This window comes from Ignavibacteria bacterium (assembly GCA_025612375.1).
Classification (GTDB): Bacteria; Bacteroidota; Ignavibacteria; order Ignavibacteriales; family SURF-24; genus JAAXKN01.
Map to the genome: position 1 here is coordinate 199,566 of JAAXKN010000001.1, position 23,481 is coordinate 223,046.

General features: G+C 44.7%; 16 protein-coding genes. 8 read left to right on the forward strand and 8 right to left on the reverse strand.

Annotation, left to right across the window (positions count from 1 at the left end; translation table 11 throughout):
• Positions 1-52: 52 nt before the first annotated feature.
• Positions 53-976, forward strand: coding sequence for a cation transporter (locus tag HF312_00770; protein MCU7518713.1), 924 nt, complete (start codon positions 53-55; stop codon positions 974-976).
• A 44-nt stretch (positions 977-1,020) separates the two neighbouring features.
• Here the strand turns inward: HF312_00770 and HF312_00775 are convergent, their stop codons facing one another.
• From HF312_00775 to HF312_00785, 3 genes are all read right to left on the reverse strand, one after another.
• Positions 1,021-2,010: a Gfo/Idh/MocA family oxidoreductase gene (locus HF312_00775; GenBank protein ID MCU7518714.1), complete on the reverse strand. Its 990-nt coding sequence runs from the start codon at positions 2,008-2,010 to the stop codon at positions 1,021-1,023.
• Positions 2,011-2,022: 12 nt separating this feature from the next.
• Entirely contained in the window at positions 2,023-3,012 is a 990-nt protein-coding gene (locus HF312_00780) for an SMP-30/gluconolactonase/LRE family protein (protein MCU7518715.1), read from the reverse strand.
• Positions 3,013-3,076: 64 nt separating this feature from the next.
• The gene (locus HF312_00785) at positions 3,077-3,940 is read right to left on the reverse strand and encodes an AraC family transcriptional regulator (GenBank protein ID MCU7518716.1); all 864 of its coding nucleotides are present in this window, start codon (positions 3,938-3,940) and stop codon (positions 3,077-3,079) included.
• Between the two features lie 141 nt (positions 3,941-4,081).
• On the opposite strand from HF312_00785, the gene HF312_00790 reads away from it, so the two are divergent.
• The 4 genes from HF312_00790 to HF312_00805 all read left to right on the forward strand — a co-directional run bounded on the left by HF312_00790 (position 4,082) and on the right by HF312_00805 (position 10,191).
• On the forward strand, positions 4,082-6,319 hold the full coding sequence (locus tag HF312_00790) for a hypothetical protein (protein ID MCU7518717.1): 2,238 nt from the start codon (positions 4,082-4,084) through the stop codon (positions 6,317-6,319).
• A gap of 27 nt (positions 6,320-6,346) precedes the next feature.
• On the forward strand, positions 6,347-7,255 hold the full coding sequence (locus tag HF312_00795; GenBank protein ID MCU7518718.1) for a glycyl-radical enzyme activating protein: 909 nt from the start codon (positions 6,347-6,349) through the stop codon (positions 7,253-7,255).
• Positions 7,256-7,347: 92 nt separating this feature from the next.
• Positions 7,348-8,913, forward strand: coding sequence for a GHKL domain-containing protein (locus tag HF312_00800; GenBank protein ID MCU7518719.1), 1,566 nt, complete (start codon positions 7,348-7,350; stop codon positions 8,911-8,913).
• Positions 8,914-8,979: 66 nt separating this feature from the next.
• Positions 8,980-10,191: a pyridoxal phosphate-dependent aminotransferase gene (locus HF312_00805; protein MCU7518720.1), complete on the forward strand. Its 1,212-nt coding sequence runs from the start codon at positions 8,980-8,982 to the stop codon at positions 10,189-10,191.
• A gap of 80 nt (positions 10,192-10,271) precedes the next feature.
• Here the strand turns inward: HF312_00805 and HF312_00810 are convergent, their stop codons facing one another.
• The 5 genes from HF312_00810 to HF312_00830 all read right to left on the reverse strand — a co-directional run bounded on the left by HF312_00810 (position 10,272) and on the right by HF312_00830 (position 16,956).
• Positions 10,272-11,378 (reverse strand): beta-lactamase family protein, encoded by a 1,107-nt coding sequence (locus HF312_00810; GenBank protein ID MCU7518721.1) that lies wholly within the window; start codon positions 11,376-11,378, stop codon positions 10,272-10,274.
• A gap of 235 nt (positions 11,379-11,613) precedes the next feature.
• The gene (locus tag HF312_00815; protein MCU7518722.1) at positions 11,614-11,997 is read right to left on the reverse strand and encodes a hypothetical protein; all 384 of its coding nucleotides are present in this window, start codon (positions 11,995-11,997) and stop codon (positions 11,614-11,616) included.
• A gap of 164 nt (positions 11,998-12,161) precedes the next feature.
• Positions 12,162-14,732 carry a glycosyltransferase family 1 protein gene (locus HF312_00820; protein ID MCU7518723.1) on the reverse strand — a complete coding sequence of 857 codons (2,571 nt, stop codon included), beginning with the start codon at positions 14,730-14,732 and terminating at the stop codon, positions 12,162-12,164.
• Between the two features lie 199 nt (positions 14,733-14,931).
• A complete protein-coding gene (locus tag HF312_00825; GenBank protein MCU7518724.1) occupies positions 14,932-15,894 on the reverse strand; it encodes a hypothetical protein in 963 nt (320 codons plus the stop codon).
• 57 nt (positions 15,895-15,951) lie between these two features.
• Complete coding sequence (locus HF312_00830) at positions 15,952-16,956, reverse strand: hypothetical protein (protein MCU7518725.1); 1,005 nt, start codon at positions 16,954-16,956, stop codon at positions 15,952-15,954.
• 396 nt (positions 16,957-17,352) lie between these two features.
• Here HF312_00830 and HF312_00835 point away from each other — a divergent pair, with 396 nt between their 5' ends.
• The 3 genes from HF312_00835 to HF312_00845 all read left to right on the forward strand — a co-directional run bounded on the left by HF312_00835 (position 17,353) and on the right by HF312_00845 (position 23,274).
• Complete coding sequence (locus HF312_00835) at positions 17,353-19,725, forward strand: response regulator (protein ID MCU7518726.1); 2,373 nt, start codon at positions 17,353-17,355, stop codon at positions 19,723-19,725.
• Positions 19,726-19,961: 236 nt separating this feature from the next.
• Positions 19,962-21,422, forward strand: a complete 1,461-nt coding sequence (locus HF312_00840) for a glutamate--tRNA ligase (GenBank protein ID MCU7518727.1) — start codon at positions 19,962-19,964, stop codon at positions 21,420-21,422.
• Positions 21,423-21,525: 103 nt separating this feature from the next.
• On the forward strand, positions 21,526-23,274 hold the full coding sequence (locus HF312_00845) for a glutamine--tRNA ligase/YqeY domain fusion protein (GenBank protein ID MCU7518728.1): 1,749 nt from the start codon (positions 21,526-21,528) through the stop codon (positions 23,272-23,274).
• Positions 23,275-23,481 lie beyond the last annotated feature (207 nt).

The following is a 23,481-nucleotide window of genomic DNA, read 5'->3' on the forward strand; positions in this document are numbered from 1 at the left end:
TCAGTAAGTAATTCAGTGCATTATATAGTTATGTCCATTTTTCAGGAAACCTATGAGTAAAAATAACGAAAGCCCGGTTGCAGTCTACGGGGCACTGGCGGCAAACCTGGTCATAGCCGCGGCAAAGCTCGTTGCCGCCACCGTAACCGGGAGCTCGGCCATGCTGAGTGAGGCAATCCATTCCTTTGTAGATACAGGAAACGAGGTATTTCTTTTAGTCGGTATTCATAAAAGCAAAAAGCCCCCCGATGAACTCCACCCCTTCGGGCACGGGAAAGAGCTTTATTTCTACAGCCTTGTTGTTGCGGTACTGATCTTCGGGCTTGGAGGAGGCATGTCGTTTTATGAGGGGATAAAGCATATAAACAGTCCTTCTGAAATCAGGGATCCTTTGTGGAATTATGTCGTAATTGCAATAGCCCTGGTTTCAGAAAGCATCTCCTTCTTTATTGCCTTGAGGGAATTCATAAAGGAAAAAGGTAAAAGGACATTCTTCCACGCGCTTATTACGAGCAAGAACCCGACAAATTACACCGTTCTTTTAGAAGATGCCGCGGCAATTGCAGGACTTATAATTGCTGCACTTGGAATTTATCTCGGGCACACTTTAGAAAACCCTTATCTGGATGCTATTGCGTCACTTTTAATCGGGTGTATTCTTACAATTGTAGCCTTCTTCCTTGCCTTTGAAAGCAAGCAGCTTTTGATTGGCGAGAGTGCCGAACGTGAGGTGGTGCAGAAAATTAAAGAGATAACAAGCAGCGATCCGTCGGTTAAGGATACGGATAAAATCCTGACCATGCATATTGGGCCCGACCAGGTACTGCTTAATATGGAAATCCAGTTTAACAAAGATGTTATGCTGAGAGATCTTCCCGAGGTAATAAGCCGCCTGGAGGAGAAGATCACCACGTGCTACCCCGAGATTCAGCAGATATTTATTGAGGCGGGGTCTATAAAAAAGCAGAAAGCGTAAGATGAAAGGCGGACACAAAAGAAACTGCCCGCCTTTTTTAGTCTTCAGAGGTTAATTTTTCTTTTACTGTCAGCCGATTTTAAGGCGTTAATAATTACTTCGAGGTCCTTGTAGCCTTCAAGAGGAGTGCTTAAGACTTCCCTCTTTTTCATAATGGCGTTATAGAAGTCCATAAACTCCGCGACATAGCCGTTATCGTCTTCAAGGTCCTCAACGAAGTCGTCTTCTCCGTTTCTTTTAAGCGTGAGCTTATTTTCCTGTATAATAATGCTTCCTTTGCTGCCGAATATGAGAAGCTTATTTTCCCAGTATCCGTCAACCGAGAAGAAGATATTAAACACACCGCTTATGCCCGTGCGGGTTTCAAACTGAATGCTCATAGTATCGGGCCGGCCAATCTTAGGATTTATGCTTTTTGTAAATGCGCTAATTGAAGTAAAATCACCAAAGAGCATTCTTAAGGCTGCTATGTTGTGGACACCGGCGTCATTCATAAAGCCACCCGGGTACCGAGGATGCTGCCGCCACTTTGTTCTGGCATATTTACTTTGAAGAGTCACCTGGTTAAACAGGTCCCACGTTGCGGCATACGGCTTTCCGATCTTTCCTTTTTTTATGAGCTCTTTAGCCCTCAAAAAAACCTTGCGGTACCGGAAATTTTCGGCTACCAGCATTACGCGCTCTGAAGATTTTGATAAAGAAAGAATTTTCTTCCCCTCGGTAAGATTTGCCGTTACCGGTTTTTCCACAATTACGTGGCGGCCTGATAGAAGTGCATCTTTTGTAACCATGTAATTTAAGTGGATTGGAAGCGCAATATCCACGGCTTCAACGCTGCTGCTTTTTAAGAGGTCACGGTAGTCCAGCACATAAGGAACGTTACCAAGGCTGCCTGATAAGTCCTTTGCCTTCTGCTCTGTATGGTTGCAGAGCATGGTTATTTCGAACCTGTCTTTCAGCTTTTCGAGTGCCGGCAGGTGCAGTTCCCTTGCCGCAATGCCGCAGCCTATGATGCCAAGTTTTACTTTTTTCATATCCCCTCAATTTTATTTTGTAAAGTATCCCCTGTTTAATGTTTTTATCCTGTAGAGGCTTTTTCCTGCCGTAATATAAAGGTAGCCATTTCTGCTGAAAGTAAGATTGCTGGGCACTTCAGGCACGGGCAAAGACGCAATTTCAAGTCCTTCTGAAGAAAACACTTTAACCGATGGCGAAGCCTCATTTCTAATTGCGGCAAATATGTTTCCCTTTTCGTCAAGCCTGATGCCGTCAGGCCCGCCTTCTGCAGGAAGCTTAATTAGAACTTTTTTTAATTGTGCGCTCCCGTCCTCCTTCAGATTATAGGCAAGGATCTCCATCAGCGGGGATCTTGAAACTTTATTTACTGAATCAGCTTCACTTCCCTCATCATAGCACCCGACGTACAAAGTCTTCTCATCAGGTGAGACTGCAATGCCGTTAGGCATCGGGAGGTCACTTATAATGAGGCTTACTTTTCCGTCTGTGTCCAGGCGGTAGACACCCATAACAGGCTGCTCAACTTTTTCGTGCCCCGTATACCTGGGGTCTGTAAAGTATATCCTTCCCTTTTTATCTATTGAAAGGTCATTAGGCGAGTTATAAGGTTTGTTATTAAAAAGCCCTGCTATTATGCGGCTTTTGCCTGTTTTCATGTCAGTTTCAGTTATGCATCTTAAGCCAAAGTCGGCGCTTTGGGCTACAATCATATTGCCCTCATTATTAAATCTGATCCCGTTAGCCATTCCGCTCGGGGAGCGGAAAAGATGGGTCTTCCCCGTCCGGGGGTCAAACTTCCAGATATATCCCGCCTGCATCCGGCTTTCGGAGGTAAAGGTTAGATCGCTGAAGTATATCGATCCATCGGGGCTTTCTGCAGGGCCTTCGGTAAAAAAGCCGTCACCGAATACTTTTTCGAGACTTGCTCCCGGAGGGAAAACGTTCCCTTTTTCCTGCGCGTTTGCAGAATAAGAAGCAATAAGGCATATAAGTAAGAAAAGAAGAGACTTTAATTGCATGGCTTACCGGCTTAAGTTGAGTTTATTAAAAGCAACATAGATAATTTGGTTTTTATAATCAATATCAGGAAGGGATCATGCTTTTCTTATGAAGCTTTCTAAACTCTCCGGGCGACACGCTATACCTTTCTTTAAAGAGGTGATAAAAGTGGCTTAAGTTCTCAAAGCCCGCGCGTGCAGAGACGTCAATTATTTCAAGATCGGTGCTGGAAAGGACGTTTGCGGCATAGTTAAGCCTGAGGTCATTTATAAATTCAGTGGGAGTAGTGTTAAGGTACTTTTTGAAAACACGGCACAAGTGTTCAGGCGACCTATGGGATAATTCCTGCAGCACGGGAAGCCCCTTAATGAAATTTTCCTTTTCCTGCATTATAGTGCACAGGCCTCTTAGCCACTGGGGCACAGAGCTTTTTTCTTCTGCTTTCTCAAGGGGAAAATATCTTGTAAAAATTTCAAGGAGAAGTACTCTAAGGCGTGTTTTTATCTCCTCCTTATTCTTTCTTGGAATAACGTTAAGCTGCTCCAGCTTTTCAACAACAAAGTTTTTCTCGGCCCCGGAGAGTAAAACATAAGGAGGCTTTTCAGCCAAAAGGAGCCTTTCAGGCATAAAGCCTTTACCCAGGTAGCTGAAGAGCTCACTGACAGCTTTCTTTGGGAAAGCCAGGTTTAAGAGTTCACAGACCTCACTTTCACTTTTTTCATAGTAATGCCGGTCTTCAGGACGGATAAAAACAAGAGTGCCTTCAGTAAGACGTTCCCTTTGGCCATTAATCTTATGAATTACACTTCCCTTTGTAATTATAAAAATTTCGTAAAAGTCGTGGTAGTGAGGAACGGTAATATCCTTCAGGTTCCTGTGAAACGCATAGTGAATCTCAGCAGCAGGATCTATCAGTTCATCCGCCTTCATTTTGAGCATATTTTCCATTTCCATTTACCCCAAAACAAATTACTTAGAAACGTCAATATCAATATAGCACAATAAACTGATCATTAAAAGACAAGATAAACTCCCTCACAATACTTATTTTTCCTTTAGTTAGAGAGTCCACAAAGGAATTCAGGAGCTATGAAGAACAATATATTACAAACAGAGCTGAAATTTACAGAAACTTACAGAAAGTATAAAGATGCACACGCGGCAGTCCGGGAGGCCATGTGCCTGAAGGCGCAATATCCCGCATTTTTCACAGAAATTAAGGATGGCGACCTTTTTGCCGGAAGAATTAAACATACATTTGTAGGAGTTACGCCCGACGAGTGGGGTCCTACGGCATTCGGCTACTACTGCCAGGAACGTGAAATGCGCGAGCTAATGGCAAAAAGCGATCTGGATGAGGCATACAGGCAGAAAATTGAAGACATGCTGAGTTTCTGGAAAATGGAGAACACATCTTCAAGGCTACGCAGCCGTTATCCTGAGGAGATGGCAAAATGGCTCCCAACGGATGACTGGATGCACGACTACGGCATAGGGTTTCCTTTATACAGGCTGACAGGTGGAAATATTGATTTCGGTAAACTCCTAGAACTTGGAATTCCGGGAATGGCTGATGAGATAAGGCGCTTTAAGATCTATGCCTCAAATGAAGGCAATGATACTGAAATTTATGAGGCCATGCTTACAGCCCTGAACGTTTTAATTGATATATGCCTTTACTATGCCTGTGAGGCAAAGCTTAAGGCGGAGGAAGAAAATAGTTCTGAACGCAAAGGTGAACTCCTCAAAATGGCGTCCGTGATGGAAACAATTACAGCTTCAAAACCCGGAACTTTCCGTGAAGCTCTGCAGCTTTTCTGGCTTTACTCACTGGCGGCCGACATAAGGAACTATGGACGGATGGACGTCTATATGGGAGACTTTCTTGTAAATGACCTTAATTCTAACCTTATCTCTGAAAGTGAGGCACAGAAGATGCTGGACTCCATGTGGAGGCTCATGGCGGCAAGAAACACTGTTGTGCATAACCGTGTAATTATTGGAGGCAAAGGGCGGAGAAACGAAAAAAACGCCGACCGTTTTGCTCTTATGGCAATGGAGGCCACGCTGAACGTAAAAGAAGCCGAGCCGCAGCTCTCCCTCAGGTTCTACAAGGGAATGAATCCCCATCTTATGGAGAAGGCTCTGGACACAATTGGCGAAGGGCGCACCTACCCTATGCTTTATAATGATGACGTCAATATCCCATCTGTGCAGTCGGCTTTCTGCCTGAGCCGCACTTTAAGCGAGCAGTACGTCCCCTACGGCTGCGGTGAATATATTATCGACCATAAGAGCTTCGGTACGCCGAGCGGGGTCATAAATTTACTTAAGGCACTGGAAGTTACGCTTCATAACGGGGTTGACCCTGCTACAGGAAAAAAGACGGGGCTTTCACTGGGTGAGTTCAGGAGTTTTGACACATTCGATAAGCTCTGGAATGCCTATACTAAACAGGTGGAGCATTTTATTGATCTTCTGGCATGCCACGAGGAGCTGGAATACAAAGTTGCCGGGGAGACTGCCCCCTTTCTCTACCTCAGCATGCTATACGACGGATGCCTTGAGAAAGGACTTGGAGCCTTCCAGGGCGGCATTGACTATCTTGGCGGAACGCTTGAAACCTATGGTAATTCCAATACGGCAGACAGCCTGACTGCGATAAAAAAGCTTGTCTATGATGAAAAGCGCTTAAGCCATGAGGATCTCTTAAGAGCTCTGGACCATAACTTTGAAGGCTTTGAAGAGGAGCGCAGTCTTATGCTTGAATGCCCAAAGTACGGAAACGACGATGAGTGCGCGGACAGCATGCTCTTAAAGGTAGATACACACGCGGCTGAGTATACAAGGTCGCAGAAAGATAAGACAAACCTGCATTCTTATCTCATTGTAATTATAAATAACAGCGCCAACACTCTCTTAGGGCACCAGACCTCAGCCTCAGCCGACGGAAGGAAGTCGGGCGAGCCTATGAATAACGGGAACGCCCCATCAAGCGGCTTTGACCGTCAGGGTGTAACGGCAATGCTGAATTCAATTGTCAAGCCATCGACATACATACATGCCGGCGCCGTACAGAACATGAAATTCAGCCGCGACATGTTTACAAAAAAGCGTATAATAGCAGAAAGCCTGCTTAAGACATACTTCGAAAAAGGAGGCGCGCAGGCAATGATTACGGTTGTAAACAGGAACGACCTGGAAAACGCAATGAAGGAGCCTGAAAAGTACGGACATATTTTTGTGAGGGTCGGCGGCTTCAGCGCACGTTTTGTGGAGCTTTCAAGGGACGTGCAGATGGAGATATTAAACAGAACACTATACTAGTTCTTAATTTTTAATTTTTAATTGTTTATGAGCCCAAAAGGTTTAACGTTTGACATACAAAGGTTTTCACTGCATGACGGGCCGGGAATAAGGACAACCATATTCTTAAAGGGCTGCCCTCTCAACTGCCTGTGGTGCCATAACCCGGAGAGCAAGAGCTTCTTTCCTGAAATCTCATTTGCCGGAGAACTCTGCGAGGGCTGCCGGAAAAAAGTAAATAACTTTTTAAGAACGTCTGAGGGTGAGGTAACACCGGAAGACCTGAAGGATTTTCCTTTCTGCCAGAGCTGCCGGGAAAATATATTAAAAAGCCCCAAGGGGAGCCTCAAAATTATAGGCAGAAGTCAAAGCGCTGAAGAAGTGCTGAAAGAAGTCTTAAAAGACCTGGACTATTACAAAAATTCCAAAGGCGGCGTTACCATTTCAGGCGGAGAGCCTTTAGCGCAGCTTAAGTTTACTCTTGAACTCTTAAAAGGCTTAAAGGAATCTGGCATTCATACAGCAGTTGAAACCTGCGGGCTGGCACCCAGGGAAAGCTTCAGGAAGCTCCTCCCTTTTACGGATCTTTTTCTTTTCGACTATAAGGCAACAGGCGAAGGGCTGCACAGAGAACTGACCGGAGCCGGAAATAAGGCCATTTTAGACAACCTGGACTTTCTTTACGCTAGTAAGGCCAGGATAATCCTGCGCCTGCCTTTAATTCCGGGTGTTAATGATTCCTTAGAGCACCTTAAGGCGATTGCGTGTCTTGCAGAGAAATACCCTGAACTTTCCGGAATTGAAATCATGTCATATCATAATATTGGAAACGACAAGGCGTGGAAAATCGGGAAACCTTCCTCCTTAGGTGACCTCAAGACCACCCCGGAGGAGGTAAAAGAGGGTTGGATTAATACTCTTCACTCAATGGGATGCATTTCAGCAGTCTTAAGCTGAAAAATCGTAATCATATAATTCCCGGCTGAAGTCAACTTAATCTTTCATATTTCCTGATAAAGTGTTACCTTTCGGGTTAATTTGTAGATATAATGGAATTAAATTTTAAGGCATATACCCGGTTTTATTTAATTTTATTGGGCGTTCTGGCACTTGGAGCGTTATACACCACTCACCTTTTCAGCTTTCTCCTTTTCCACACAATTTCAGAAATGATCAGTATCGGGATTGCATGGGGTCTGTTTATGCTTGCCTGGAACCTGCGTGATCTTTCGGAAGACCGTGCCTTTATATTTATAGGCATTGCATTTTTATTCACCGGTGCAATAGATCTGCTCCATACTCTGGCTTATAAGGGGATGAATGTATTTCCGGAAAGCGGCGGGGCCAATCCGGCAACACAGCTTTGGATTGCAGGCAGGTACTTTCAGAGCATTTCCCTTTTAATTGTGCCTTTTTTAATTAAGCGCAGGATAAATTACAGCCTGATATTTTTTGTGCTTTTTTGTGTTACACTCCTGCTCTTAGCTTCAATTTTTTACTGGAAAGTATTTCCTCAGTGCTACATTGAAGGACAGGGTCTTACACGCTTTAAGATTGTAAGCGAGTATATAATCTCACTTGTACTTGTGCTTTCGGTATTCAGCCTTTTAAGGAAAAGGGATTTCTTTGACGCTGAGATGCTGAGACTCCTGCTGCTTTCAATAGGGCTGCTTATAATTTCTGAACTTGCTTTTACTTTTTACATTAAGGTTTACGACCTTTCGAATGCAACGGGGCACCTTGTAAGGATAGTTTCTTACTTTCTTCTTTATAAGGCCATAATAGGTACAGGGCTGAAGAAACCTTTCAACCTCATGTTCCGCAGCCTCAAGCAAAGTGAGATGGAGCTCTTAAAAATAAATGAAAGGCTCCATGAGGAGCTGGAATCCAAAGAAAAGGCTGAAATCGGCCTTAAGCATGCTGTAGAAGAGCTGGAACGGTCGAATAAAGAGCTGGAGCAGTTCGCCTACATAGCATCGCACGACCTGCAGGAACCGGTCAGGATGGTCGGTAATTTTACTCAGCTGCTTGAAAGAAGATACAAAGACAAGCTGGACAATAAGGCACTCGAGTATATTAGTTTTGCCGTCGACGGCGCCCAGAGGATGCAGTTACTGATAACTGGCCTGCTCAAGTATTCCAGGATAACGACACATGCAAGGGATTACTCGGCTGTAAACTGCAATATGGTATTGGGATCTGTTCTAAAAAATCTGGAACTGAGCATCAGGGAAAGCAGGGCCATTATAACTTCCGGGGTTCTGCCCACAATAATGGCCGACGAGGTTCAGCTGACACAGCTGTTTCAAAACCTCATCAGTAACGCCATAAAGTTCAGGCGCGGCAGCGAGGTGCCTGAAGTCCACATCAGCTCCGTTCAAAAGAACGAAAATTGGCTTTTTTCTGTTAGGGACAATGGGATTGGTATAGACCCGCAGTATGGCGAAAGGATATTCCAGATCTTTCAGCGCCTGCACACAAGAAGTGAGTATCCCGGAACCGGGATCGGGCTGGCAGTATGCAAAAGGATAGTGGAACGTCACGGCGGCAAGATATGGATTGAATCTGAATTAGACAAGGGAACGACTTTTTATTTTACGTTTTCAATGAACTGAATTACCTTATTCCCGGTTTCATAGTGAATATGATCAACAAAAAAGACCCATTTTCAAGGAACATCAATGATGACAGAAGCAAGATTTGATAAAAATGTTGAGAACATCAGAATGTCGCCGATTGTATCAATCAGCGAGGAGGCAAGAAGAAAAGGACCTGAGTTTCATGCGAGGACAGGCAAAAAGATCCTTTTGTTTCAAAGAGGAGAAATCGATCTTCCGACGCCTGAATACATAAGAAACGCAGCAAAAAAGGCAATGGACGAAGGACACACAAAGTATCCAAAGTCGGGCGGTGAGGATTTCTTTAAGGAAGGTGTCATAAAGAAACTCGAGTATTTCAACAAGGCCACAGGCATAGGAAAGGAAAACATTGCCGCAACATACGGCGGGCAGGAAGGCCTTGAACTTACTTTTAAGCTTTTCCAGGGGAAGAAAGCCGGGGGCTTTGCTCCCTGCTGGAGCTGCGTGCTGGAGAATTTTATTCCTTATGCCGGTACTAATTTTTCTGAACTCCCGTTAAATGAGGATTTCAGCATCAACTTTGACGACCTCAAAAAGCTAGTAAAGAATATATCGTTTCTGTACCTGAACACACCGCAGAACCCGACCGGAAAGCTTTTTACTAAAGACGAGGTTCTGGAGGTGGTAAAATTATGCCGCCAAAACGGCGTCTACCTCATCTCGGATGAGGCCTATGAAGCCATTACTTTTGAAGGCAAGGAGCACTTCAGCCCTATTTCACTCGATTTCGACAACATCATAAGCGTATTTACCATGTCGAAAACATACGCCATGACGGGCTGGAGAGTAGGATACCTTGTTTCAAGGAACAAGAGGATTGTGGAACTCATTAAAATGGGCAACTATACACAGACTGCCGGCGTGGCAACATTCCTTCAGTACGCTGCAGGCGAGGCCCTGGCAAACAAGGAAGAAAGCGATAAGCACATTAAGCTGATGGTAGGCGATTTCCAGAAAAGGCGCGACCAGCTCATGGAAGGTTTCAGGTCAATTCCGGGCGTAAAGGTCGAGAAGCCTGACGGGGCTTTCTACCTCTTCCCTAACTTTACAGAGCTGATACCAAAGGGCTTAAAAGGTGAAGAAAGGAATCATTTCATTTATAATCTTCTCATGCAGAACGGCATTGCTGCCGTGCACGGCTCGTGTTTCGGGCATTATTTTACAGACAACATGAGATTCTCCTTCTCAACTACCCCGCCTGAGGTGATCTCGGAAGGAATTGAGAGGATGAGACAGATCTTTACGCAGGACTAAGTCCTGGGAAAACAAATCCAAACTAAACAGCCGTTTTATATCTCATAAAACGGCTGTTTTTATAATTCCGGAATTTAATCCTAGAAAAGCTCTTCCAGGTCAGGCAGGTGAAAAGGCACGTGCTGTGCTGTATTGATAAGAACAATTATAGTCCTCTGGTTACCCAGTGATCTTACGATATATGAACGGTAGCCGTCCCACCATCCGCCGTGATAGACTATATTGTCTTTTTCATTAATTCTCCAGCCGAATCCGTAGTTATGGTCGTCTCTCAGGTTCTTGAAGGCCGGTGTAAAGGCTTCAGTCAGGCATTCCTGCCCAACGAGCTGAGCCTTATAGAGGGCGTAATCCCATCTTAGGAGGTCTTCAACGGTTGAATAGACATTCTTATCTCCCACAACGCCGTTCTGGTAGTTGAAGCCTACGGGAGCCCTGTTGGGGTTATGCCCTTCAGCAACATTCATGGGAAGCGGGTTCTGAGGATTATATACAAATGTGTTTTCCATGCCAAGGGGCTTAAAGATCTGGGTTTCCATGAACTTATAGAAAGGCATGCCTGAGACTTTTTCAACAATTGAAGCCAGAACTGCGTAGCCTGTATTGCTGTAGAAGTATCTTAGTCCCGGGCGGAAATAAGGCTCGGGACGATTATTCTGCAGCATTGAAAACATATCCCTGTTATCCATCAGCTTATGCTTATCGGGCCAGTAGTCGTTTGCAAAGTACATATAGTTTGGAAGTCCTGAAGCATGGGTCAAAAGCTGCCTGATTGTGATATTTTCATAGGGGAAATTTGGGAAAAACTTTCTCACACTGTCGCTATAGGAGAGTTTTCCTCTTTCCTTTAAGAGCATAACGGCAAATGCCGTAAACTGCTTGGAGACAGAGGCAAGCTGAAAGACCGAATTTGTTGTTAAAGGGGTTTTCTTTCTGAAATCCGAATAGCCGAAGGCCTTTTCAAAAACTATATTTCCCTTTTCGGCAAATAAAACGACTCCGTTAAAAGCGCCTTTTCTGTATTTATCGGAGAAGTACTGGTTAATTCTTGTTGTAGCACTGGTAGTTTCGCGGTTAAAAGTAACTCTTGTATAAACCTGAGCATTGCTGACGTTTGGAACTTTTTCACTTTTGCATGCTGAAACGAATAATAACAGTAGAGTAAAAAAATAAATAGCTGTCTTTTTCAAATCATCTTTCCTGTAAATTTTCGAGCGCAAAATTTAATTAAAAGTATTTTTAAATGCAGTACATTTATTCTTATTTGTAAAAGATTTTTTACAATTATTTAAAAGCTTTCCGTGTCCGGTATAATTACCGGCATTTTCCGCTTAATGGGGTAATACCGCATATGGACTATAGGCAGGAAATTTCAGAGACGCAGGCACATAAGATATGAACAATATCCTGACTTCAACTCACCTCCTACTGAACGACCTGATGTACTACAGCCGTAATACCGAGTTTGGTTAAAAGGGCGTCAACTTTTTTCAGCATCCCGCGGGGAACGACAATATGGAATATCATATTGTTTTGCCCGGCATAGGAATAAAACTCCTGCCATTTTCTTGCTGCCGGACCGTCTATGTACAGGTCCCCGGTTTCAACGGCAAAGAGATAAGTTTCACCCTGCCTTTCTGCAACGATGTCTGGAATAAACGACATTCTTTTATTGCGTGAGGCTATTTTCTCCGGCTGGGGAAACCCGGGGAGGTTAGCAAAGATTTCCTTAAAGCCGAGTCCGGCCAGGTAGTCTATAACCTTCTCAATAATAAACTCATGTACGCTTAGTTCTTTAACCTTTAACATAGTAAAGTTCCTCCCATAAAGTTCAGAACATATTCTACTTAAAGATTATGAAAAATGCTGCAGATTTTCAAGCGCGGAAGGAAAGATTGAGGTTAAGGCAAATAAAAAGGCGCTGTCTTTTGTTAAGATTCAGCGCCTTACAGGAATTTTGTAACTTTTGGGTTTTAAGCCCAGGCAATTAAGCCCATGTCGAATGAGCTGTTTAAGAGCGGATGCTTTGGCAGCACCCGGGCAGTAAAGCCGAACTGGCCGCTCTGCTGGCTGACAATGGCGCCTCTGTAAATATAAACATTGTTCCTGGCCTTGCCCTTTTCGTTCTGCATAGTAACAAAAGAGTTGGCGTGAGCGATATTCTGCCTGTCGACCGATCCGAAATAGATCTGAACTTCCACGTCGTCGGGTGTAAGTCCGCCTAAGTTTATCTCTGCCCTGACGAAAAACTCCGTACCGACTTTAACGTCTGTTGAGGTTCCCTCGCTAACGAGGCTTACAAATTTGACCTGGTTCCAGTTGTCCCTCACCTTCTTCTTCCATTCGGTAAGTGTCTTTACCTGCTGACAGCTGTTTTTCATGAGGGCCTTTCTGTTTTCAAAGGCGCGGTTATAGAATTTCACAAAGTACTGCTCAACCATTCTGTTAGTGTTGAATACAGGTCCGAGCTTTTTCATGGACGACTTCATTTTGCTGATCCAGAGCCTCGGGAGCTTGTCGGAGGAGCGGTTATAGAAAGTTGCCACAATTTCCGTTTCAAGAGTATCATAAAGCTCGCGGCTTTCGACTTCATTCTGGTAATCGACGTCCAGGTATTCCTCGCCGTTGCCTATTTTCCAGCCGACCTCGGGATCGTAGCCTTCGTCCCACCATCCGTCAAGTATGCTGAAATTAAGTCCTCCGTTTGCAATTACCTTCATGCCCGAGGTTCCGCTGGCTTCCAGTGGTCTTCTCGGGTTATTAAGCCATACGTCGCATCCTTCTACCATATAGCGGGCAACGTTCATATCGTAGTTTTCCAGGAATACGATTTTTTTTCTGAACTGGTCCTCCTTGGCAATCTGCACTATTTCCTGTATAAATTTCTTTCCTTCCTCATCCTTGGGGTGTGCTTTACCTGCAATAATCAGCTGCACCGGGTGCAGAGGGTTATTCAGGATATTAGCCAGGCGGTCGCGGTCTGTAAAGATCAGGTTAGCTCTTTTATATGTAGCAAACCTTCTTGCAAAACCGATTGTAAGTGCGCCGGGATCCAGGACCTCATTTGCTGAAGCAATTTCGCTGTGGCTTCCGCCGCGGGCAAGTACCTGTTTTCTTAGTCTGCTTCTGGCAAATGCCACTAGTCTTTCGCGTCTTCTTTCGTGTGTTCTCCAGAGTTCAACGTCCGGGATCTTATCCACCCTTACCCAGATGCTCTGGTCTTCAGGCTTCTGGATAAACTTGTCTCCCAGGTATCTGAATAAAAGCTCAACCATATCGTTTGAGATATGGCTTCTTGTATGAACGCCGTTTGTGACATAATCGATCGGGATCTCTTCAAAAGGAACTCCCTTAAAGCCTGAGACCCACATCTTCTTTGAAACCTCGCTATGGAGTTTGCTGACGCCGTTTACATAGCCCGAGGTGTTCATGGCCAGGTGTGCCATGTTGAAGTTTATGAGCGGGGCATCCTTATCTAGTGTACCCAGGCGGTAGAATTCCCTGTCCTGAATTTTCAGTTCAGTCCTGTAGTAGCTCCCGAAATATTTTTCCATAAGGTCATTTGAAAAAACGTCAATTCCGGCCGGGACAGGAGTATGTGTTGTAAAAATGTTTGATGCATAGCCGAGCTCTTTTGCCTCGGCAAAACTGAGGCCTTCGGTGCTCATAATGTATCTGATTCTCTCGAGTGAAAGGAATGCCGAATGACCCTCGTTCATATGGCAGACCTGAGGTTTAATGCCGAGCGTATGGAGGGCGCGAAGGCCTCCGATACCAAGTATCAGTTCCTGCTGAATTCTTGTTTCAGCATTTCCGCCATAGAGTGTTCTTGTAATTTTCCTGTCCTCATCGTTGTTTTCAGGCACATTAGTATCCATGAGGAAAAGAGGAATTCTTCCTACATCAATTCTCCAGATCTGGAAGTGTACCGTGCGGTTAGGGAAATTCAGGCGCACTTTAACGGGCTTTTTATTCTCATCCATTAAAAGCGTCATGGGGAGGTTATAGAAGTCGTTGATCTCGTAACGTTCCTGCTGCCAGCCGTCAGAAGTAAGGTATTGCTGGAAGTAGCCTTCCTTATATAAAAGTCCCACCCCGACAAGAGGCAGTCCAAGTTCGCTTGCCGATTTCAGGTGATCTCCGGCCAGTATACCCAGGCCGCCGGAATAGATCTGCAGGCATTCTGTAAGGCCGAACTCGGCTGAGAAGTAAGCGATATAGGGTTTAGTGCCATTTGATTTGAAATTCTTCTGAAACCATGTAGGAGAAGAAAGATAGCTTTTCAGGTTATCGTAAGCCCTGTTCATATGGGCAATAAAACCGTCGTCATTGGCAACTTCCAGCAGCCTGTCCTGGCTGATTTTCCCGAGCATCATAACAGGGTTATGCCCGGTTGAATCCCATAATTCCCTGTCGAGTCTTCTGAACAGCTCAAATGCATCCTGGCTCCACGTCCAGTAAAGATTATACGCCAGTTCCCTAAGTCTCTCCAGGTTCTGCGGAAGAGAAGGAATCACGTTAAATGTACCAATGAAATTTGCCATCTATATCTCCATGACTATTTTCGAATAAAAATTAAAAAAACGGGAAGAATATCAGATTACTAATATAATGAAATTCTCTATTCAATGAAATTCCGCCGCACAGGGAAAATTTAGGGTGGAATTTTTAGAATGGGAAAGAAATTCCCGGGTCCAGGGGGGTACAATTTCGGGACCCGGGAATAAATATATAACGAAAAAATTATCTCTGGAATGATGTAAAGTAGAAGGAGTCGCCCACCTGGACTCTGGTCCTGGTAATTTTATCCATTGCAACGAAGAAGAAATTGACCTTATATCTGCCGTCGCCTTCGCGCAGCGGGCGCGACTTATCCATCCACTCCTCAAACTTCTCCTCATTGGGGGCAAGCCTCAAAGAGACATTGTAAACGAGGTTTCCCTTGGAATCCTTAATGGGGCCTGAAGCCGTTATAGGTCCGTTAAATGCAATGTTCAGGTCTTCGGGCCTGGGTGAAATGATTGAAACCTTAAAGACGGTAGTTTTCTGCAGGTCCTGTACGTATACATCAGAGCCGTTCATCTTTGTTGAGACGTTATCTATTTTAATTTCAGGGGGGCGTTTAGGAAGGACGTCAACTTTTTCCTCGTGGCCGTTAAACCTTACAATAACCCTGCTCTGGGCTGCAAGGTCGAACTTTTTCTGTTCTCCCGGGGCAATTCTTGCAATAATGTTTCCAGTGGAGGGGTCAACAATTTCCGCGGGTACGCTGCCCGAGTTTTTTGCCACGTTCCACGTATTCTGCATGAACTTCTGCCCTTCGGCCAAAGGGGAGTTGAAAGGCTCCTTAGTCCTTACTTCCTCTCTGGGTTTATTTACTGGGGTCTCATCAACTGCAGAAGGAGTTTCCTTTATCTTTTTTGTAAGTGAAGCCATATTCTCAGAAAGCGACTCGATTTTCTTTTTCAGCTCCACGTTCTCGACCGCCATATTCTCCTCGACCCTCAGGTCGAACTTGGCTCCAATTGCATTGAGGGAGTCGATAACAGTAACTAAAGAATCGCGCACGCTTCTTTTGATTGCCTCTTTTTTTGAGATCACTTCTCCAAGATCCAGGCCTGCGCCTTTTATAGCAAGGACAGTAATTACAAAGATGTAAAGCACCTGATAGATCACAAACTTACTGTCGCGGTTTTTTCTTACCATTTCATGCACCCTTATTATACTTGTCTTTAGTTAACATCAAATCTGAGCAAAGTTCAGCTATTTCCTAACCACTATTTGTTCGAGGCTCTGGAGTGCTTTAAGAGTTTTTTCGTCTTTCAGTGCATTTGATGCGTTTGCAAGAGATTCAGCGAGGGTTTTCAGTTCTCCCAGTTTCTGGAGATTAACCGCCGGGAGGGTGTTTATTTTTTCCATCATATCAAGGGCATTCTTTAAGTTCTGGTGCATCACCTGACTCAGTTCAGCCATGCGGGCATAGACCTCTTCATACTGCCTTAAGTCGCTTATGGGCATATAGTCTGCAACAGCAGCAATGTTTGACATTTTAGTGCTCTCGCTTAACTGGTCAATAACTTTCTGGAAGTGCTCAATCTGGGTCTGGGCGTAGTACCTGTTCTTCAGTTCATTGGCGCGGTTAATGACGTGCTGGAACTCGACGCTGAGCTCGTCCAGGACGGGTTCAAATAGTTTGCCGAGGGCTAAGACAATGAGGGCCTTTATTTCAAAGGGGACAGAGAGCCCGAGAAAGACCTCTGGCCCGAGCTTAATGCTGATTAAAAGTATTGCAGCGCCGATTAAAGGCAGGGCTGTAGCAATTCCGTCGATAATGCTTATAGAGGATCCGATGATCCTGTCTATAATGTCGGGTGAAGTCGACTGTTTCACCTCACGTCTGAGTTCGCCGTAGGCCTTATAGGCAAAAAGGAGAAAGAAGATGTATGCGATAACCGGCATCCACCAGAAGCTTACGGAGTGGAATGCCTGGTTTACAGGTGTCCAGTTCGGGAATATGCTCTTAGTGATGTTAATAGTAACGTTTCCGAGGATTGGAACGTAGGCCAGGTCCAGGAAAAATGAGAGAAAGAGCGCCAGAAGTGAAAAAAGGATATGTTTAGTGACAACGGTAAACTTAATTTCCCGCAGCTTAGATTCCTTGAACCTGTCGATCTCCTCTTCCAGACCATTTGACTTAAATATATACGAATAACTGTCTTCCTTAGTAGCCTGCGCGGTTTTAGTCTCCATGGCGCTTCCCTGTTTCATCGTATCTCCGGTATTTTAATGCATCGTATCGTTAATTAGCCACAAAAAAAGCATGATCTTACTGCCTGAACCTGTTGAATCAGGCACATCTATTTAAGTATAAAATTTTTCACAATTATGTCCAGTGATTTTGGACAAATCTAGGTTTCTTATGCCGGTTTATCCAAAGGCATTATCCCCGGCATTTTCTTCATAAAGGGTTCTTCAGGCGGATTGATACTAATATCTTACTTAATTTATCTGAGATGTGCACTATTAAAATCTTACTCTGTAATGCTTTATGGGAAAAAAATTCGCGCTGAAGAGCAAATGAGGTATATAGTTTTATTATAATTTGTTTATATTTGTGCTATATTTCTGTGGTGTAATGACAATAAACCCAAAAGGTCCAAATAAATGCAAAGTGTTAAGCTGGAATTCCTGGAAAAATATAATTATCTGAACTCCCTTGCAGAAAGGGGGCATGAGCAGTTCACAGATGAGCTGTGCGATTATATTGTTAATGAATTCGAATTGCAGGCCATGGTTTTATTCAGGGTCAATGATGATGAAAGTCTGAGCGTTTTAGGCCGTTCAGCCTCAGCAAAAAAGAATTACATGCGGGGGGCCTCCTTCCGCTGCCCTGTCTGCAGTCTTACGAAAGAGAAAAATCCCTCTTTTCAGACACATTCAGATGCCGAATGCCAGCTGCTGATTTCCGAGTTTGTCATTTATGAAGCCTGCATGACGGCAAAAATAACTGACAGCCAGAACGGGTTTATTAAGTTTGCAAAGAAGACGCCTTTTCAAAGGACTGATATTGACAACCTAAGGTCGGTTTCGGAATTCCTGGGTTACATTTTAAGGACCTGGTCGGCCACACGGGGCGAGAGCCTTAGCCTTCCGGGCAAGTCGGCCTCAGAGATCTTAAATGACATTTCACAGGAGCTGAGGACGCCGGCAAACAGCATCATAGGTTTTGCCTCGCTGCTCGGTGAAGACAGCCTTACGCCGTCGCAGTCGGAATACGTCTCAATCATAAAGAGCAACGCGCAGAATCTGCTTTTAACGGTAAACGACCTTATTGAAGCCGCAAAAATAGATTCAGGCAAGATAAAGGAAAACAGGACCCTCGTAGAGATCAGGAAGTTTACAGACGATATAATTAAAGTTTACGCCTCAAAGACAAATCCGTTAAACGTTGAGATCACCTCTGAATTCGACAGGGCGCTGCCGGAGAAAATTCTGGTTGATGTACCCCGTCTGAAATACATTATGCAGAACATACTGCAGCATTCAATAAGAATGACAGAGCGCGGAAAGATAGTTATACGCATGGGGCTTTCAGGCAAAAGCCAGCTTTCTGTAAAAATTACAGACACCGGGCGCGGAATTGCGCAGGATCAGATAAAAAACGTTTTTGAACCATTTGCATTTTCTTCCTTTGATGGCCTGAAGACTTCGGGCTCCTCGGGGCTCGGGCTTACGCTCGCAAAAAAATATATTAACTTCTTAGGCGGCGATATTAGTGTTGAAAGCGCACCAGCGCGCGGGATGCTGTTTAACTTTACGGTTAACGTTGAGGCGGTCTCGGAACTGGAGAAAAAGATCATCAACCTCCCTGCCCCGGAAGGAAGCAGAAACAAGGTGCTTGTAATTGAGGATGACTACGCCACTTCAAAGCTTTTAAGCAATTACCTGAACAAGTGGGGCTATGAGCCTACAATAGTCAATACGGCCGAGCAGACGATGATAATGATTGAAAAGGAGAAATTCCTTGCAATAATCATGGATATCGTGCTGCCAAATGCAAACGGCCTTGAGCTCTTAAAGAATATTCATGAGCACAAGCATACAAAAAACACCCCTGTTATTGTCTGCTCCATTGAGGCAGAGCAGCAGAAGGCTTTCATGCTTGGAGCCGTGGAATATTTTGTAAAGCCTATAAAGTACAAGTTTTTAGTTGAAGTCCTGCAGAGCTACCGCCTGAAGAAGGATTCGACGGTCCTGTGCGTAGATGATGACCTGCCGACGCTGAACCTTCTTAAGGAAGCCATAGTTAATGCGGGCTACAACGCACTTGCCGAGCAGTCCTCGGCCAGGGTGATGAGTCTTATAGAAGATAAGGACTTGGATCTTGCCATTGTGGATCTGGATATGCCGGACCCGAACGGCTTTGAGCTGATAAAGCTCATTAAATCCAACAGCAAGTTTCAGCGCCTGCCAATTATAATTTATACTGGCAAGGAGAACTACCAGGAAGACCTGATGAAAATTGACGGGCTTTTTGAGGATCTGTTAAGCAAAAAAAGCACGAACATTGAGGACCTGGCACAGACAATTAACGAGATGATCAACCGTAACGACATTCCCCTGCCGCCACAGGAAGTGGCCAAAAGGGATAACGTTATAAAAATACTTTTAGCTGAAGATTATAAGCATTCGCAGATAATTGTAACCAGGCTCCTGAAGAAGAATAATTTTGAGAACATCATTGTTGTTGAAAACGGCGAGGAAGCCCTTGATAACGCCCGCAGGCAGCATTTCGACCTGATACTTATGGATATGCAGATGCCTGTTATGAACGGCTTTGAGGCTACGGAAAAAATCAGGCAGATACCTGAGTATAAGGATACGCCGATTGTTGCCCTGACAGCATTTGCAATGAAAGGTGACCGCGAGAAATGCCTGGAGGCCGGGGCAACGGACTACATTCCCAAACCGATCGACAGCAAGGAGTTTATAGAGAAGGTTAAATACTATACGAGCATTAAAAAGCAGCTCTCTTAGTAAATTTAACCCGGCTCCTCCGGGTTGCAGGTTTTAAGGCCTTGTATTGAGGGCCTGAATTAAGACAGAAACAGGTTTCTTTTTAAGAAGCGAATCTCGGGTTCGCTTTTTAGTTTTTTGGGCAATTCTTTGTTTTCAGGGCAGGAACAAAATTTTTCCCTGCGGTAAGAACTTAGTTAATTGCAATTTCGTTTAAATAGAAGTTTTAGTATCATTTTAGAGGATAAAGAGGAATAATGATTAGTGAACATCCAAGAGTAAGATTTGCTCCCAGCCCCACGGGTTATCTTCACGTGGGAGGATTAAGGACTGCTCTTTATAACTATCTTTTTGCAAAAAATCAGAATGGAAAGTTCATTCTAAGAATTGAAGATACCGACAGGAACAGATACGTTGAGGGCGCAGTTGAAAACCTGATAAACGTGCTTAAATGGATAGGGCTGGACTATGATGAAGGCCCGCAGAAGGGCGGCGAATACGGCCCTTACATGCAGTCGGAGAGACTCGACATATATAAAAAATACGCTGACGAGCTGATTGAAAAAGGTCATGCCTACTACTGCTTCTGCACGCCGGAGCGCCTGACGGAGCTAAAGGAAGATCAGAGGGCTAAGGGGCTGCAGCCTAAATACGACAAGCACTGCCTCTCGCTTTCCAAAGAGGAAGTTGAAGAAAAACTTAAGAGCGGAATGCCTTATGTTGTAAGGCTTAACATTCCTCCTGACCTTAAAGTAGCCTTTGACGACATTGTACGAGGCAGGGTTGAATTTGACAGCAACGGAATTGACGACCAGGTACTGATTAAAAGCGACGGGTACCCAACGTACCACATGGCAAACGTGGTTGATGATCACTTTATGAAAATCACACACGTTGTGCGCGGCGAGGAATGGCTTTCTTCGACACCAAAGCACGTGCTTTTATATGACGCATTCGGCTGGGAAAAGCCGCAGTTTGCACACCTTCCCCTGCTTTTGAATCCTGACCGCTCAAAGCTGAGCAAGCGCCAGGGAGACGTTGCAGTAGAAGACTACAGGGCAAAGGGCTACTTAAAAGAGGCGCTTCTTAACTTCGTTGCCCTCTTAGGCTGGAATGCCGGTGACGACGTGGAATTCTATCATTTAGATGAGATGGTTAAGAAATTCTCTTTAGAAAGAGTAAACAAGTCGGGCGCCGTATTTGACCTGGCAAAGCTCAACTGGCTTAACGCCGAGCATTTAAGAAAAATGCCTGAGGCTGACCTGCTAAATCACCTGAAAGAAGAGCTTTCTAATTCAAAGTTTAAGGATAACACTCTCAGCGACGAATACCTTCTAAAGGTAATTGCAGCGATGAAGGAAAGAGTATCCTTTGTGAAGGAGTTTTTAGAGAAAAGCCCCTACTTCTTTGAGCGCCCGGAGGGTTATGAGGAAAATGCGGTAAAAAAGAGCTGGAAAGAAAATACTCCGGAACTTTTAGATAAGCTGATTGAGGGCTTTGAAAGGCTTGACAATCCGAAAAAGGAAGACTACGAAGATGTGCTGCACAAGACAGCCGAAGAGCTTCAGGTTGGAAATGCAAAGCTGATCCATCCTGTGCGCCTTGCAGTCTCAGGCGTAAGCGCGGGCCCGGGACTTTTTGACATGCTGGATATTCTGGGCAAGGAGGAAACTGTTCTGAGGCTTAAGACGGCAATAGAGAAAATAAAAATCCAGTAAGGATCAGGATAATTTGATTCCTTGAATTAAAGGCCTGCAAATTCTTAAATTTAGAGTTACAAATTTTAATAAAACATATTTTATGGAAGAAAATAAAAACAATATGAACGCCGAAGGCGGAAACGACGCCCCACTGAACGATAAAAAAGTAACTACCGAGGGGGATAAGACTGTTGTAAACGGGACTCCTACACAGGATTTTGTAAGAGCCATTATATCAGAGGACTTAAAGACAAACAAGTTTGGAGGAAAGGTTCATACCCGTTTTCCCCCTGAGCCTAACGGATATCTTCACATTGGGCACGCAAAGTCAATATGCCTTAATTTTGGGGTAGCCCAGGAATTTGGCGGCCTCTGCAACCTGAGGTTTGATGATACGAATCCGAGCAAAGAAGATGTGGAATACGTTGACTCAATTATTGAGGACGTAAAGTGGCTCGGCTTTGACTGGGGTAACCGCATGTTTTACGCTTCTGATTATTTTGACCAGCTTCACGCCTATGCAGTTGAACTCATAAAACAAGGCAAGGCTTTCGTCTGCGACCTGAATGCGCAGCAGCTGAGGGAGTACAGAGGCACTCTTACAGAGCCGGGGAAAAACAGCCCCTACCGCGACCGCACAGTCGAGGAGAACCTGGACTTATTTGAGCGCATGAGACATGGTGAATTCCCTGACGGCAGCCGTACGCTCAGAGCAAAGATAGACATGGCTTCTCCTAACCTTAACTTGCGTGACCCTGTAATCTACAGAATTTTAAGAGCCACGCATCACCGCACAGGAGACAAGTGGTGCATTTACCCGATGTACGACTTTGCACACGGGCTTTCCGACTCTGTGGAAGGGATTACGCATTCAATCTGCACGCTTGAATTTGAGGCCCACCGTCCCTTGTACGACTGGTTCTTAGATGAGCTTGAGGTTTATCACCCTCAGCAGGTTGAGTTTGCAAGGCTGAACCTGAACTACACAGTTATGAGCAAGCGCAAGCTTCTGCAGCTCGTACAGGAAGGGTTCGTCTCGGGCTGGGATGACCCCAGAATGCCGACCATCTCGGGCCTAAGGAGGCGCGGTTACACGCCTGAATCCATACGCAGTTTCAGCGAGAAAGTAGGCGTGGCAAAAAGGGAGAACACGATTAACGTAGCCCTGTTGGAACACAGCATCCGCGAGGACCTGAATAAAAGAGCGCAGAGAGTTATGGCGGTCTTAAATCCTCTGAAGCTTATAATTGACAATTATCCCGAAGGACAGACCGAAGAGCTTGAAGCCATTAATAACCCCGAGGATGCTTCAATGGGAACGAGGAATATCCCCTTCTCGAAGGAATTATTCATTGAGCAGGACGATTTCCGCGAGGAGCCTCCGAAGAAATTCCACAGGCTTTTCCCGGGTAACGAGGTACGCCTCAGATATGCATACATCATAAAATGCACAGACGTGGTAAAGGACGAGGCGACGGGTGAGGTTAAGGAAGTGCACGCAATTTATTATCCTGAAACCAGGAGCGGAAGCGACCAGAGCGGAAAGAAAGTTAAAGGCACGATACACTGGGTATCGGCTTTACACGCACTTAAGGCCGAAGTAAGGCTTTACGACCGCCTCTTTAAGGTTGAAGACCCATCGGTTGAAAAGGAAGGCTCCGACTGGAAGAGCAATCTGAATCCCGATTCGCTTCAGGTATTGACTTCAGCTCTTGTTGAGCCGAGCCTTAAGAATGCACCCAGAGGCTCAAAGTATCAGTTTGAGCGCCAGGGTTATTTCTGCGTGGATCCTGACTCAACGGTTGAAAAGCTTGTCTTTAACCGCACCGTTGCGCTTAAGGACTCTTGGGCAAAGATAGAAAACAAGTAGTTGCCTTTTTAAGGCTTTTAGTTTAAGGGCGGGAAAAAGGAGATCTTTTCCCGCCTTTTTTATTTTCCGCACGGTACTCACTTTTTGACTAACAAAAACTCTTGCTACTATAGGAAAAATGAGTAAATTAAAAACCATCATATCTTCTTAAACCAGCACTGTAATGGTACTGAAAAATGAAGCCGGGGCCTTTCAGTACTCCTATTT